We start from the raw sequence: 16,309 nt of genomic DNA on the forward strand, positions 1-16,309 counted from the left end.
CAGTAGCATCCTGAGCGAAGTCGAAGGACGGGCCTCCGCTCAGGGTGCTTGCTTTGTCTTTGAATTCGCCAGTTCAGCCAACAGCAACGCTTCAGCTTCATCATCCGAAAGCTGTTCCAACTCGGCCACCGCCGCCGCGTGTTGGTCGGCTTCCTGTTTCACTTCAGCTTCCTCTTCGGCCCGACCGTCTTTCAAGGCCAGCACGTCGTCGAACACGTACCCGGCCAAAGTTTCAAGAGTCGGGTAATCGAAGAGGAGGGTCGCGGGCAGTGTCCGGCCCAACGACTGGCCGAGCGCGTTTCGCAGTTCGACAGCCATCAGCGAGTCGAGTCCCATCTCGTTCAACGGCTGGCGCGGGTCAATGGCTTGCGACGGATTCAGGCCCAGCACTCTGATGGCCTGCTCACGCACGTGCGCCGCCAACACCGACAACTTCTTGTTCGGTGAAATCTCGGCCAGGCGGCTCAAAATTTCGGACTGGTCTTTGGCCGGTTGCGTTTGTTTGGCTTGCGCCTGAGCGATCAAGTCTGAGAGCAGAGGCGACACGTTGCCGCGCTGGCTCAACGTTGTCCAGTTGATAGGCAGGACTCCGATTTGCGCCGACTCAGCAGTACTGAGCAGTTGCCCCAAAACGGCCATGCCCTGCTCCGGCGTCATTGCGCCCATGCCCTGCGCCGCCCACCGCCGCTGATCCTGACCCTCCAGCGCCGCCGCCATGCCGACCTCGCTCCACGCTCCCCAGTTGATACTGAGGGCGGGCAGGCCTTGCGCTTTGCGGTAATGCGCCAGCGCGTCCATGAAGGCGTTGCCGGCGGCGTAGTTGCCCTGCCCCGGCGAGCCTAACAGCGACGCCGCCGAGGAGAACATTACAAAGAAGTCGAGCGGCAAATGCTGAGTGAGCGTGTGCAGGTTCCACGCGCCGTCAATCTTGGGCGCGGTTGCGTTGGTAAACTTCTGCCAGTTCTGTTGTTGCAGGATTCCGTCGTCGAGCGCGCCGGCGGCGTGAACGATGCCTTTCAACGGCGGCTCGATACCGGCGAGCAGTTTTTGAATCTGATCGGCCTTCGCCACGTCAACTTGCGCGACCTGAACGTGGACGCCCATTGCCTGTAATTCGCTCACCACGCGAGAGGCGGCTTCACCGGGTTGGCGGCGGCCCGCCAGCACCAGATTCTGCGCCCCCTGATCGGCCAGCCATCGCGCCACGCGCAATCCAAGTCCGCCGAGGCCGCCAGTGATCAAGTAAGAAGCATCGCCGCGAATCGTTACCGGATGAGGCTGGGTGATGACGACCTTGCCGATCTGTTTGGCTTGCGCCATGTAGCGGAAGGCGCTGGCGGCGTCGCCGAGCGGGAAGGCGCGGCGCGGCAGTGGCTTGAGCGAGCCGTCGGCGAAGGCGGCCAGCAATTCTTGAAGCATTGTTTGAATGAAGGCCGGGTCGGCGCGAATGGTGTCGGTCAGGTCGAAAGCGGCGTAGAACACATCCGGCCTGGCTTGCGTCATTTGCTCCTTGCTCCAAATGCCGCGCTTGCCAATTTCGAGGAAGCGGCCATTCGGCGCGAGCGATGACAGACTCTTGGCGATGAAGTCGCCGCTCAGCGAGTTGAGGACGATGTCCACGCCCTGCCCGTTCGTGGCCGCTTTGATCTCGTCGGCGAAGTCGAGGGCGCGCGAGTTCATGATGCGCTCGCGTGCGACGCCGAGCGACTCGAGGTGCTTGCGCTTTTCGGGGCTGCCAACGGTGGCGAAGACTTCCGCCCCGGCGCGTTGGGCCAACTGCACTGCCGCCAGCCCCACCCCGCCTGCCGCCGCGTGGATAAGCACCTTGTCGCCCGCCCTCATCTTCGCCAGATGATGCAGGCCGTAGTAAGCGGTGAGGAAGGTGATCGGAATGGTGACCGCCTCGACAAAACTCATCGCCGCCGGTTTGTGAATCACGAGATCGGCGTCCGCAATGGCGAAGGTGCTGAAACTGTGCGGGGCGAGGGCAATCACTTCGTCGCCGACGTTGAAGCGGCTCACGCCTTCGCCGACTGCGACCACCGTGCCCGCGCACTCGTTGCCAAGCGGCACGTCTTCGCCGATCATGCCGAGAACGTTCAACACTTCTTTGAAGTTCAGGCCGGTGGCATGCACCTGTATCTCAACTTCGCCGGGGCCGGGCGCGCGGCGGGAGGCGGGTTGAAGCGTGAGGTTGTCCAGCGTGCCGTAGTTGGTAATTTGTAATTGAACGGGTTGGCGCTTCTCTGCGTTCGTCGCTCGCGCCAGGCGGGCCACGTAGCGACCCTCGCGGCGCAACGCAATTTGAGTCTCGGTTTCATTCGACCATAACTCGGCCAGAAGCGACTCGGTTTCGTCGCTCGCCGGACTCAGATCGACTCGCGCACAACGCAGTTCGGGATGCTCCAGCGCAATCACGCCGCCCAGGCCCCACAGTGACGATTGCGCCACTGCCACCGGCTCGTCGTTCACCGCCTGCGCCCCGCGAGTGACCAGCCACAGGCGCGGCGGCGTTGAGGCTTGCGTTTTGGCGATGGCCTGCACGAGCTGAAGCGCACTGCCGCAAACCAAATCCTGGTCGGCGGTTTCGGAGTTGGCGTCGAGACTCCATAGGTGAACGATGCCGCGCCAGTTTTGCTGACTCAGCAACTGGTCTGAGACCCTAAGGGTCTCGCCCACTTCGCTTCGCTCCGGGGTGCTTCGCAAGACCCTTAGGGTCTCACAAGTCTCGCCCAACTCCGCCAATCGCTTCGCCAGTGTTTCACCCACGCCTTGCGAGTCGGCGAGGATGAGCCACTTGCCTTGCCCGTCCGGTTTGCCTTGCGCCTCAAGCGGCTTGAGTTGCCATTCGACTTCGTACAGCCAGTCGTCGTAGTTGCGCTCGCTACGCTCACCCGCGCGTCCCAGGGCTTCACGGCTGGCGCGTTTGAGATGGAAGCCTTTGATTTCGGCGACGACGTTCCCGGCCTCATCAAGCAATTGTACGTCGGCGGTCACGGTCTGGGTGTTTGCGCCATCGGCAGGGCGCAGGCGGGCATGACTCCACAGGTGAACCTCAGGGCGTCTGTGAAGCTGAAAATGATCCACGCCCATGGGCAGGTAAGTCTCTGCGCCGTCGGGCAGGATCGTGGCCGCCACTTGCAAACAAGCATCCAGCAGAGCCGGGTGAATTTTATAGACATCAGCTTCGGGCAATAACGTATCGGGCAATTGAATCTCGCCCAGGGCTTCAGCCTCGCGCCGCCAAATTTGCTTCACGCCCCGAAAGCGAGAGCCGAAGTCCAGCCCGCGTTCACGCATTTGCCGGTAGTGTGTTTCGGCAGAAATCGCTTCGCGGCAACGCGCTCGCGCCTCTTCTAATTTAACTGGAACAGGGTTGCTGGCAAGCGTTGCCCGCACCTGCCCGCTGGCATGAAGACGCCACGCCCCGGTCTTTTCATCTGTCAGGCTGAAAATTTTGAACGAGGCCAGTTCTGCCGACTCAGGCGTGATCACCGTTTGAAGGGTCTGCGCGCCTTCGTCCGGCAGAGTCAGAGCTTCATGAAGGATCAGGCCTTCCACAGAAACGGCGGTGAAACCGTTAGCGTCAAGAGCCGCCGCCCCGGCAGAGGCCGCCAGTTCCACGTAAACGGTAGCGGGCAGAACCACCGTCCCAAAAATGCGGTGATCATTCAAGAAGGCGGGTTGGTCAGCGCCGAGCGCCGTCTCAAAGACAATTTCTTTTCCGGCGGAGCGCAGTCGCTGGCCGGGCAGGGAACGGCTGGCAGAAGGCGCCGTCGTTCGCCGTGCCGAAGCCGGGAGCCAGTAACGCTCGCGCTGGAAAGGGTAGGTGGGCAATATCACGCGGCGGCGCGACTCACCCTGATAAAAACCCGGCCAGTCGGCGTCCACGCCGCGCGCGTAGAGGCCGCCCAAACTTTCGAGCATTTGCAACCGGCCGTCGCGCTTCTTTCTTAATGAAGAGAGCCACAGGCCCGCGCCGTCGGGCAAACATTGCTGGCCCATTTCGATCAGGGTCGGGCTGGGGCCAAGCTCCAAAAACAATTCAAAGCCCTGCGCGTCCATGGCTTCGATAGCCGACGAGAAGCGCACGGCCTCGCGCACGTGCCGCCGCCAGTAAGCGGCGTCCGGAAGTTCGCCGGATTTGAAGGGCTGGCCGGTGACGTTCGAGAACAGCGTCAGGCGCGGCGCGTTGAACTGCGCCTCACGAGCCGCCGACTCGAAGGCGTCGAGCATCGGTTCCATAAGCGGCGAGTGAAAGGCGTGGGAGACGTTGAGACGGCGTGTCTTAACGCCGTCGGCTTCCAGTTTTTGCAGGATGGCCTCAACGGCTTCGCCCTCGCCGGAGACCACGACGTTGCGCGGGCCGTTGACGGCGGCGATGGCGACACGATTCGAATACGGGGCAACCGCCTCTCGCGCCCGGGCCTCGTCGGCCAAAATGGCCGCCATCTTTCCGCCGGCAGGCAGGGCCTGCATCAGGCGGCCACGCTCGGCGATCAGTTTCAAACCGTCTTCCAAACTAAACACGCCGGCCACGCAGGCGGCCACGTACTCGCCCACACTGTGGCCCATCACCGCCGACGGCTGGACGCCCCACGACTGCCACAATTTCGCCAAAGAGTATTCAATCGCGAACAGGGCCGGTTGGGTGTAAGCGGTCTGATCGAGCAGAGGCAACTCTGAAGGAGAATAGAGAAGAGAGAGGAGAGATTGATTGAGGTGGGGCCGAAGCAATTCGTCGCACCTGTCGAGCGTCTCGCGGAAGACGGGCTGGGTCTCGTAAAGCTTGCGGCCCATGTCGGCATATTGCGAGCCTTGCCCGGTGAACAAGAACGCCACCTTTGGCTGAGTCCGGCCCGGCAAAGCACTGCTCACCAGACCGCCCGTCGTTTGCCCGGCGAGAAAGGCCGACAACTTCTCACGCGCCTGCTCAACCGACTCCGCCGTGAGGGCCAGACGATGATTGAAATGTGAGCGCCCGGCGCTGGCAGTGAAACACACGTCGGCCAGCGAGGCCGAAGGCTTTGTCAAGTAATGCTCGTATCGCTCGGCAAGTTGCTTGAGGGCAGAGTCGGTCTTGGCTGAAAGCGTGAGGAGATAAGATGAATGCTCGACAGCCGGGGTTGGATCGGAGGCCGGGGCCGCCGCCACGACGGCGTGGGCGTTGGTGCCGCTGGCCCCGAACGAACTCACGCCTGCGATCCGGTCGCCGCCCGCCCAGGGCGTGCGCTGGGTGGGGATGACGGCGGGAACTGCGCTCCAGTTGATGTTGGGATTGAGGCTTTGCAAATGCAGGTGAGGCGGCAGTTCCTCGTTTTGCAAAGCCAGCACGACCTTGATCAATCCGGCCACCCCCGCCGCCGACTCGGCGTGGCCGATGTTGGTTTTGACCGAGCCGAGCATGAAGGGCGACTCTTTGGGCCGCCCCTGACTCAGCACGGCGGCCAGCGCCCGCACTTCAATCGGGTCGCCCAGCGGTGTGCCGGTGCCGTGCGCTTCCACGTAGCTCACCTGGGCCGGCTCGACTCGGGCGTTCGCCAGCGCCGCCCGGAGCATCATCTCCTGGGCCAGCTTATTGGGCACGGTGAAGCCACTGCTGAAGCCGTCCTGGTTGACGGCAGTGCCGCGAATGACGGCCAGAATGGGATCGCCGTTTGCCTGGGCGTCCGAGAGGCGCTTGAGGACGACAACGCCACAGCCCTCACTGCGAACCATGCCGTCGGCGCGGGCGTCGAACGTCTTGCAACGGCCATCGGCGGCCATCATCTTCGCCTTCGACGTGCCAATCGTCAGGTCCGGAGTCAGGATCAGGTTCACGCCGCCGGCCAGCGCCATGTCCGACTCGCCGCTTCGCAAACTCTGCACGGCCAGATGCGCCGCCGTCAACGACGACGAGCAGGCGGTGTCCACCGCCAAGCTGGGGCCGTGCAAACCAAAAATGTAAGAAAGCCGACCGGCGACGGCGTTGAGTGAAGCGCCGGTCACACGATAAGCGTCAATGTCTTCGGGGTTATTCTGCAAAAGCAAATAGTCGTTGTAACTGACGCCGACAAACACTCCGGTTCGACTGCCCATCAAGCCGGCCGGCGGCTGGCCTGCGCGCTCCAGCGCCTCCCAGGCAACTTCCAACAACAGCCGTTGTTGTGGATCAATTTTCCGGGCTTCACGCGGCGCAATGCCAAAGAAGGCGGCGTCGAACTGGTCAGCCGCCTCTAAAAACCCGCCCCAGCGGGTGACCATTTTCCCCGGCGTGTCCGGGTCAGAGTCGTAATAGGCCTCAGCATCCCAGCGTTCGGGCGGAACTTCCCGGACGGCGTCCACACCGTTGGCCATCAATTGCCAGAACGCTTCCGGCGAATTGGCGTTGCCGGGAAAGCGACACCCCAGGCCGATGACGGCAATGGGTTCATGGCGTGAACGCTCAAGGGATTCCAGTTTGACCCGCATCTTTTGCAGGGCCACCAGCGCCTCTTTCAGACGGGCCTGATAATCAATCGGCTCTGGGCGATTACTCATCTGCCATCCTTTATCAGATCATCAATTGCGCCAAGCTCATCGTCAAGCATGGTGATCAATTCATCTTCGGAGAGCATGTCCAGCTTTGCTTTTTCTTGCGCGTCACTCGCGGCGGCAAGTTCAGGCCGAGGCTTGGCCGGTTCGGGCGCGGCCAGCTTGAGCACATCTTTGGCCAGATAGTGGGTCATGGTCTCCACCGTCGGGTATTCCAGGGCAACCGTCGGCGGCAGGGAGCAACCCAGGGCAACTTCGAGCCGGGTTCGCAACTGCACCGCCATCATCGAATCCATGCCAATTTTGAAAAAGCCCTGTCGCGCATCAAGCGACTCAGGCGTCGTAAAGCCCAGAACTCTGGCAACCTGTTCGCGCACATAGCCAAACAGAATCTCCGATCGTTCGTGCGGCGCGGCCTCCTGTAAGCGCCGGGCAAACCCATCAGGCGCTTTTGCAGAAGGCTCGGTCATCGTTTTTGTGAGGGCGGCCGGATGTTCAAGTAGCGGTCGGGTGCGCCGGGCTTCGTAGACGGGTCTGAAAATACCCCAATCAACGGCGGCTACCACTTGTTGAGTCGCGCCCGTTTCCAACAAGTAGCCCATCGCCGCCGCCGCTTTTTCCGGCGGCATGGCGCTCAGGCCAACCTGAGTGAAGAGGCGGGCCAGATCATCGGTTGCCAGGCCGTCACCCGCCCACCAGCCCCAGTTGACGGCAAGGGCGGGCAAGCCTGAGGCGCGACGATGATGAGCCAGGGCGTCGAGGAAATGATTGGCGGCGGCGTAATGAGCCAGACCCTGCGAACCCCAAACCGATGCGCCGGACGAGAACATGACGAAGAAATCCAGCGCCATCTTTTGAGTCAGTTGATGCAAAGCCCAGGCTCCCGACACTTTAGGGTGAAGGATGGCCTGAAAGGAGTCGGCATCCAATTCTTTCAGCGGTTTATTGGTCGTCAGGCCGGCGGCATGAATAACGCCGCGCACCGGCGGCGTTGTGCGCCGGAACAACTCGGTCATCTGCGCCAAGTCGGCAACGTCGGCTTTGGCAACCGTCACCGTTGCGCCCTGTTCTTCGAGAGCTTGCACCGCCGCAATTTGTTTGCCAAATTTGCTGTCCGGCGAAACGGTCTTCCACTCACTGCGCTCAGGCAATCCGGTTCGGCCAGTGAGCAGGAGGTGTTGCGCGCCGTTGACGGCCAGCCAGCGGGCGACCTGCAAACCAACACCGCCCAGGCCGCCGCTGATCAAGTAGGTGGCGTCAGGCCGAAGAGTCAGTGGGCGCGCCTCTACCGGCTTCTCGCGGCTCCGTTCCAGTCGGGCTACGTAACGTTCGCCATCGCGGAAGGCGATCTGATCCTCGCCATCCGATTCCCAAATTTCGTCGAGCAGGGTGACAGCATCTTCGGCGGTTGTCGTCACGGATGGCAAATCAACGAGGCCGCCCCAGGACTCTGGATGCTCCAGCGCCATCACCCGCCCAAGACCCCACAGTGGCGCTTGCGCGAGCGCCAAAGATTCGGGCTTCACGGGTTGAGCGCCGCGCGTCACCAGCCACAGGCGCGGCCTCGCCCCTTCATTTCGCGGCAAGGCCTGCATCAAACGCAGGGCGCTTTCACAACTTGCGGTGACTGAGTCCAGCGTGGCCTCCAGCCCTCTTAAGTAAATGACGCCTCGATGTGGCTTGGTCAATAAGTCTTCGATATTTGTTTCATCGGCAAGCGCCAGGGCGCAAGTCTCGCCTTTTGCCTCCAACAGTTTCGCCAGCGCCGCGCCCAGCCCGCCCTCATCTGCCAAAATCAGCCAGCGGCCTGGAGCGTCAACGCGCTTCTGCATTGAAGCACGCGGTTTGGCCTGCCAGGTCAGGTCGTAAAGCCAGTCGGCTTCAAACGGCCAAACGCCGATGTTGCCGCTGACGCAACACTTCCAAGAGTCGGCTTCCCCGACCCGGCTAAAAATCTGGAACGAGGCGGCATTGTCATCATCGCGAGTCAGGATCATTTGAGATTCCGATTCGCCGTCTTCAGGCAAGGGCTGATGAATCACAACTTGCTTGACGGTACATACTCGTCCCTCAAACACTGTCTTGGCCGCTGTGAGAGCCATCTCAACATAAAGGCTCGAAGCCGTGACTTCAAGTTGATGGGCGCGCAAATATTTGCGAAAGCGCCCGTCGAGCTTGTTCTGCCAGAAGTGGCTGCCGGGCAGGTGGGCCAGGCCTGGCAGGCGGTGGCCGAGGAGAGGATCGCCAGCGCCAGCCAACGCCCAGGCCGGGCGAGTGGTTGAAGTGGCCGCTCCGGCCTCCAACCAGAAATGCCGTCGTTGCCAGGGATAGGCCGGCAAACGAACGTGCCGCCCGCCGTTCGGGAAGCGTTTGCGCCAGTCGGGCATGTAGCCCAGCGTGTACATCACGCCAAGCGCGCCGAGCATGGCCGCGCTTTCGTCGGCCTCGCGTTGCAGAGACGGCACGGTGTGGCCGGTCTGGTTGAGATGATGCAGTGTTTCGTCCACCGACGGCAGAAGAATCGGATGGGGACTCATTTCAATGAAGACGGTGTGGCCCGCTTTCGCCAGGCGTTGAACGGCGTTCGAGAACAGCACCGGCTGGCGCAAATTTTTCGCCCAGTAGTTCGCGTCGAAGGTTGAGCCGTCGGTGGTGGCGTCAATCACCGTCGAGTCAATCGGTGTTGAGGCGGCTCGCGGTTGCAGGCCGTCCAGCGCGGCCAGCAAGTCGGCGCGCAGGGACTCCATTTGCGGGCTGTGTGAGGCCACGTCCACCTTCACCGGGCGGCAAAAGACGTTGCCGGCGCGGAGAGCGCCCAGCACTGCTTCGAGCGCCGCCGGGTCGCCGGAGAGCACCGTAGATTTGGGACTGTTGCTGACCGCAATCGAGAGTTTATCTTCGTAACCGAGCACGGCTTCTTGCGCCTGAACCAGCGACAACCCGACCACGGCCATTGCGCCTTGCCCGGCCACCCGCTTGAGCAATTTGCTCCGTTGGCAGATGACACGCGCCGCGTCTTCTAAGGTGAGAGCGCCGGCCACGTGGGCGGCGGCGACTTCGCCCATGCTGTGGCCCACCACTGCGTCCGGCTCGATTCCCCACGACCGCCAGAGCGCGGCCAGCGCCACTTCGATAGCGAACAACGCCGGCTGAATGACGTCAATCTCGTTCAAACGTGATTGCTCCGGGTTGGCCGTCAACTGTTCGAGCAACGACCAGTCTACAAACGGGCGAAAGGCCTGGTCGCAACGTTCCAGCGTTTCACGAAAGACCGGCTCGCTCGTCAGCAGTCCGCGCCCCATGCCGAACCACTGCGACCCCTGACCCGGAAACACAAAGACAACGCCGGGTTGCCGCTCGGCGCTCTTGCGGCCAGCAGACAGGCCGGCAGATGGCTGGTCGTTCAAGAAAGCATCCAGTTGGCGGACAAGTTCATCTCCTGAGCGGCCAACAACGGCCAGACGATGTTCGTGATGCGCGCGGCGGACGCTGGCGGTGTAACAGATGTCGTGGAGTGAACAGTTATCAGTGAACAGTAAGTCGCGGTAGGCGCGAGCCAGGGCTTGCAAGGCTTCGGGTGTGTGGGCCGAGAGCGGCAACAAATACACTCCATCTTCCGAGACACCAAGTGTCCCGCCCTCTCCGCTTCGCTTCGGGGTGCTTCGCAAGACACTTGGTGTCTCAGACGCTTCTTGCAGAACGACGTGCGCGTTTGTCCCCGCAATCCCAAAGGAACTCACACCAGCAGTGGGCGGGCCGGAGTCGGCAGGCCAGGGTGTCAGCGTCGGCTTCACAGTGAGCTTCAAGTCGTCCCAGGCAATGTTGGGATTGGGCGTTTGCAGGTGAAGCGTCGCCGGAAGCTGTTTGTGTTTGAGTGACAGAGCAACTTTGATCAGGCCGGCCACGCCCGCCGCGCCCTCCGTGTGGCCGAAGTTGGTCTTCACCGAGCCGACGATGCAGGGCTGATCGGGAGAACGACCTTTGCCAAGCACCGCACCCAGCGCGCCAAGTTCGACAGGGTCGCCGGCGGCTGTGCCAGTGCCGTGCGCTTCGAGGTAGTGAACCCGGCTTGGGTCAACACCAGCGTGGCGATAAGCCTTGACCAGCATTTCTTCCTGGCCTTCCTGGCCGGGCGTCGCCAGAAAGCCGCTGGTGCGGCCATCATTATTGACGGCGCTGCCGCGAATGACGGCGTAGATCGGATCGCCGTCGGCGATGGCTTGCGAGAGGCGCTTGAGGGCGACCACGCCCGCGCCCTCACTGCGAACGTAGCCATCAGCGCGCGCGTCGCCGAACTTGCAACGGCCATCGGGGGCCATCATTTTGGATTGTGAGTAGGCGATGGTGATGTGCGGCTGGAGAATGACGTTTGCGCCGCCGGCGAGGGCCAGCGAGCATTCGCCGGTTCGCAGGCTCTGGCAGGCAAGGTGAACGGCGACGAGCGATGAGGCGCAAGCACAGTCGAGCGTAAAGCTGGGGCCTTGAAAACCGAAGGCGTAAGAGAGCCGGCCCGAGGCCGAGTAACGGCCACTGCCGGTGGTCATGTAGAAGTCCACTAGCGCCGGGTCGTTGAACATCCGCGCTTCGTAATCGTTGAGCCACAAGCCGACGAAGACTCCGGTCTGACTGCCAACCAGTTTATCCGGCGCTTGCCCGGCATCTTCCAATGCCTCCCAAGCCGTCTCCAACAGCAGGCGTTGTTGCGGATCCATGCGATCGGCTTCACGCGGTGAGATGCCGAAGAAGAGGGCGTCGAACTTGTCAATGTCGTCGAGGAAGCCGCCCCAGCGAGTCATCATCTTGCCGGGCGTGGCCGGTTTGGAGTCGTAAAATGCGTCTACATCAAACCGGCTGGCTGGAATTTCGGCGATCGCGTCGAGGCCGTTCACCAGCGCATTCCAAAAACTCTCCGGGCTGTTCACGCCGCCGGGGAAGCGGCAACCGATGCCGATGATGGCGATTGGCTCAACAGCTTGTGTCCGGCTTTCATCTGAGGTGGAGGGCAGACTCATGGTCATCGCTAAAGAAAGAATAGAAAAACTTCTTCGCGGGTTTTTTCACCTCTGTGAAGAAGCTTATGGCTAGTTATTTGGATTAGGAGTATCCGGCTTATAAGTTAAGATGTCTGTGACAAAGATTGGTCAATATCTCGTCAAGGTTTCTTTTGCATCCCAGGGTCTCTTTATTTGAAGGATTGCCATTGCCACTTCGTGATACTCAAGTCCTGTCCCTCAACGGCCAGCGCGGCCACGTAGCCCGCCCCAACATCCAACTCACAAAGCGACCAGCGTAACGCTTCTTCGGGGCGACCGGCCACCCACAACAAGTTGGCGGCTTCCCCCGGAGTCAACGACACGTCAAACTGATCCAGGGGCCGCGAGAGTCCTTCGCCAATCGCTTTGATGTAAGCCTCCTTGCGAGTCCAGCAGGTGAAGAAAGCCGGTTGCCGTTCGCTCACCGGCAAAGAATTGAGAATGACGTTTTCGCGCGGCGAAAAATTCCGGGCCGCCACCTGTTCCATGTCGAGCACCGGGCGGATGTATTCGACATCAACGCCGATCTCTCGATCCTGAGTCACGGCCAGCACGGCGAGTTCGTGGGAATGCGCCAGATTGAATTGGAGGCCGGGGAAGCCGCCACTGTTTTGCAGGCCGGGCTTGCCCTGCGGCCCGTAGTTGAACTGCACCTGATCAGGTTCAATGCCCAAATAACTGGCGAGCACCGTTCTGAGAAACCCGCGCCCAACAATGAAATGATGGCGATGAACGTCGAAGTGAAAGCGTTCGGCCCGCTGGTGCTCGTCGGCGCTCAACGTTTGGGCCAGTTGCGAAAGGACCCGGCTCGGCTGATTCAGATCAGCCCGCCACAGGTGAACGTCGTTGCCCCTCAGCGCCGGGCTGGCCGGCGGCGAGGGCCAGGCATCGTCAATCGTCATCAGGTCAGATGAGTCAGAGTTTGCTCAAGTTGGCGCGACAGACTCTTTAGGAGAAGCGCCTGATCGTTTTGCAAAAAGAAATGGTTGCCGGGAAACATCTCCATTGCAAACACATTTTGCGTTTGAGCGCGCCAGGCCGCCAGTGCCTCCTGCTTCACCGTGCCGTCTTTCAAACCGCCAAAGGCCGAGATGGGGCAAGCCAGAGGATCGTCTGGCTGACAATTGTACGTTTCGACCATCGCCAGGTCGGCGCGCAAGACGGGCAAAAAGATTTGCACCAGCTCCGGCTCCTGCAGGAACGCCAGAGAAAGGCCGTCGTAACGCTGGCGAAGGGCGGCAATGAATTCTGCTTCGGGCAATGGGTGGATCGGCGGGAGCGGGTCGGGCAGTTGGGGCGCGCGGCGGGCCGACACAAACAAATGGGCCGGGTTCAGCCCCCGGCGTTTTCGCAGGACGCGAGCCAGTTCAAAAGAGAGTAGCGCGCCCAGGCTGTGGCCGAAGAATGCGAAAGGCTTATCTAAATATGGAAGCATGGCCTCGGCCAGAACGTCAACCAATGATAGAAGCCGGTTGTGAAGCGGTTCGCGCAGGCGGCTGTCGCGGCCCGGCAATTGAACATAGCAGGCTTCGACATCGGGCGGCAGAGCTTGCGCCCAGCCGCGAAACACGGCCACCCCGCCGCCGGCAAACGGGAAGCAGAACAGGCGCAAGCGGGCCTGAGGTTTAGGAGTCGGTCGGGCAAGCCACAAACTGGAAGCAGATTGGGTCGTCATCCGGCCCTAATCATACAACCGTCTGAGCATCATTTCGTAAGTGATGATCGGGGCGATCTTGCCAATCGTCCACTCCTCCTGGCCGGAGAGGTGGCGGTTCATAAGCGAGCGCGCCAACTCCGGCCTAAACAAGCCGCGCTCAGCCAGGCGCGGATCGTAGAGGATCGATTCGGCCCAGTCGCGGAGGTCGGTGCGCAGGTAGTTTTCGTAATCGGCGTAAAGCGTGGGGTGCTCGGTAAACATCGGGCGCACGTGGCGGTTGAACCGGCGCTTAAGTTTGACGGCTACGGCGTGCGTCTCCCGGATGAGGGCGCGGGTGGTGGGGAGAAACTCATCGTGATCGTAGGGAATGTAGGCCAGGTTGGGCGTCTCACGCTGGATCAGTGCCCGGTACAGCTTCTTGTGGCCGCGCACTGTTGCCGGGATGGAGTATAGAAACTCAAACAGATCGTAATCAAAAAACGGAAAGCGGGTTTCGATGTGCGAACGGGCAAAGGTGACCATGTTGCGGGTCAGGCGGTCACAGTGATTCCGGATGTAGAAATATTCGCCGCGCACGTCCGGGCGGTGATCAAGGTAGTGAGCGAGTTCTGCCCGAAACGAATCGAAGGCCAGGCCTTTCATTTGTTTCCAGGCCGCTTCAGTGTAAAGGCCCTGCTCTTCGGCTTCGGTCAGCGACGGCCAGGTGTATTTTTGGTTGAAGAGATAAAACAGCCGGGTGGTCAGCGCCAGATCGTCAACCGCCTGAGTCTGAAGCGGCTCAATGGAATCATCGTGGCCCATCACCGTGCCGCCGTCCCAGCCGGTGAGATTCAAATCCATGACCTGGCGGGCCAGAGGCAGGGAGCTAAGGCCGTGGGCGTGAATCCAACTGTGGAAGCCTTCGGTTAGCTCCAGGTGAAAATCCACGTTGTCTTTGATCCAGTTTCCATCCTTCAACTCTGTCCAATGGTGGTCACTGCCAACGGCCTCGGCGATCTGGCGACCGTAGACAACATCGCGGCAGTTTTTGACTCCGAAGGTCATCGAGGCCACTGGCCGGCGGTCAATCATGCCGAGGATGGTGCGCGAGTCCAGGCCGCCACTCAAATAGACGCCGGGGCGATAGTGATCGCCGGAGAGGCGGCGGACGGCGCGGCGCATCAGGCGGCCCACCTCCTCGGCGGCTTCGCCGAATTCAATGTTGGGGCGGTGAGGAATATCCTTGAAAGTCCAGTAGGGCGTAATGGCACAAGTCGCTGAGTTCAGATCGTAAACCAGCGTTGAGGCGTTGGGCAGAAAGTGAATGTCTTCAAAGAAGGTGCGCTCACCCAGCAAGTGCTGGAAGCGCATGTATTGCGCCAGCGCCGTCATGTCCGGCTTCCTGGGGAACGCTGCGTCGCACAGGATACCTTTGACTTCGGGGGCAAAGATCAGCCGTCCGGCGTGATGGGTGTAAAACAGGGTATAAAGACCAAATCGATCATTGGCGATCACCACCCGGTTTCGGCCCTTGTCCCAGATGGCGATGACGAAAGCGCCGTTGAGATGTTTGGCGAAGTCGTGGCCCGACTCTTCGTAAAGTGTTAGCGCCGTTTGTTCAGGTGGCTGGCCGTCGTTCACGTCCCGGCCTCTCACTTTGTAAATCTCGCCGGCCATCACCAGCGCAATCGTTCGGTCTGAGTTCCAGATTGGCTGGGGCGCTTTGTTGAAGATGCCAATGCCGAGCCGGCCCAGGGCCAGGTTGCGCGTTTCGTCCGCCCAAATATCATTCACATACCAGTCGCGGTGCGACATGCTGGCGGCCATTTTCTTTGCCAGCAGGCCGGCTTCAATTCTTCTTTCAGGATCAACAATTCCGAAAACTCCGCTCATGTTTTAGGTCAGCTTGCCTTTCTCCAAAGTGAGCAAAGGATACCTGATAAGTTGAACTCTGGAAATAGAGGCTCTTTCTTACATCCCAAACAAATGGGTGAGGACGGTGGTGGCCGCTCCACCCACACTTTGAAGCATGGCGATTTGGGCACCCGGCACTTGATTCTTTCCAGCCCGTCCTGTAAGTTGCAAAACAATCTCACAAGTTTGATAGAGAGCGGTTGCGCCAATGGGATGGCCGCGCGCTTTGAGGCCGCCCATTGTGGCAATTGGAATCCGCCCGCGCAACTTGATCTGATCCTCAGCGGCCAGCCGCCACCCCTGCCCTTGTTTGGCGTAACCTGTCGCTTCCAACAGCAGGCAGGTCATGATGCTGAAGGCGTCGTGGGCTTCAAACAAGTCCACGTCGTTGCGGTGGATGTTGGCCCGCCGGAAGGCGGCCTGGGCCGAGGTATAAGCCGCCTCAAGCCACAAGGGATCGCGGCGGTCGAAAACGCGGAAACGATCGGTGGCGACGCTGGAGGCCAGGATGTGAACCGGATGATCCGAGTAAGCCCGCGCCTCGGCTTGAGGGGCCAGCACCACCGCCGCCGCCCCGTCGCAAATCGGCGCGCAATCGAGCAGGCGGATCGGCGGGCTGATGAGGCGTGAGGCCATCACCTCACGCGCTGTGATGCGCTTGTCGCGAAAGAGGGCATTGGGGTTGGTGCGGGCGTTGCGATGGGCGTTGACGGAGAAATTGGCAAAGGCGTCTTCCGGCGCTTTGTAGCGGTCAAGATACATCCGCATCAACTCGGCGTTGCGGCTGATGAGGGTCGCGCCGCCCGGCAATTCTTTTTCGGCGTCGAGGGCTTTGGCTAATGCCGGTGTCGCCACGCCCTCGCTCATCTTCTCCACGCCGACGGCAATGGCCAAACTAGCCTCGCCGCTGGCTACGGCAAAGTAAGCCATGCGCAAGGCGGCGGCCCCGGTGGCCGTGGCCGCTTTCACCTCCAACGCCTCAATGCCGTGCAGTCCAGCCTGATCGGCAATCAGGGCCGCCACGTGCTTTTGTCCCTGAAGCTCGTCGCTCAACATGTTGCCGGCGAACAGGGCGTCCACCCGCTCCACCCCGGCGTCTTCCATAGCCTTGCGCGCCGCCAGCGCGCCCAACTCGCGCAAACTCTGCGGGCTGGCTTTGACAACCTCAACCTGACCGATCCCAACAATGCTCACCGGACGAATGGACATTTGA

The 16,309-nt window shown here is 61.2% G+C and carries 6 protein-coding genes; all 6 read right to left on the reverse strand.

Annotated elements, in window-relative coordinates:
• Window positions 1–39: 39 nt before the first annotated feature.
• The gene (locus HYZ49_14500) at window positions 40–6,519 is read right to left on the reverse strand and encodes an SDR family NAD(P)-dependent oxidoreductase (protein MBI3243490.1); all 6,480 of its coding nucleotides are present in this window, start codon (window positions 6,517–6,519) and stop codon (window positions 40–42) included.
• Complete coding sequence (locus tag HYZ49_14505; GenBank protein ID MBI3243491.1) at window positions 6,516–11,525, reverse strand: SDR family NAD(P)-dependent oxidoreductase; 5,010 nt, start codon at window positions 11,523–11,525, stop codon at window positions 6,516–6,518. The genes HYZ49_14500 and HYZ49_14505 overlap by 4 nt, the downstream gene beginning before the upstream one ends.
• Before the next feature lie 170 nt (window positions 11,526–11,695).
• Window positions 11,696–12,448: a 4'-phosphopantetheinyl transferase superfamily protein gene (locus tag HYZ49_14510; protein MBI3243492.1), complete on the reverse strand. Its 753-nt coding sequence runs from the start codon at window positions 12,446–12,448 to the stop codon at window positions 11,696–11,698.
• Window positions 12,448–13,221, reverse strand: a complete 774-nt coding sequence (locus tag HYZ49_14515; protein MBI3243493.1) for a thioesterase — start codon at window positions 13,219–13,221, stop codon at window positions 12,448–12,450. The genes HYZ49_14510 and HYZ49_14515 overlap by 1 nt, the downstream gene beginning before the upstream one ends.
• 6 nt (window positions 13,222–13,227) lie before the next feature.
• A complete protein-coding gene (locus tag HYZ49_14520; protein ID MBI3243494.1) occupies window positions 13,228–15,075 on the reverse strand; it encodes a hypothetical protein in 1,848 nt (615 codons plus the stop codon).
• Window positions 15,076–15,153: 78 nt separating this feature from the next.
• On the reverse strand, window positions 15,154–16,299 hold the full coding sequence (locus HYZ49_14525) for a thiolase domain-containing protein (protein MBI3243495.1): 1,146 nt from the start codon (window positions 16,297–16,299) through the stop codon (window positions 15,154–15,156).
• Window positions 16,300–16,309: the final 10 nt, after the last annotated feature.

The organism is Chloroflexota bacterium, assembly GCA_016197225.1.
Classification (GTDB): domain Bacteria; phylum Chloroflexota; class Anaerolineae; order Anaerolineales; family VGOW01; genus VGOW01.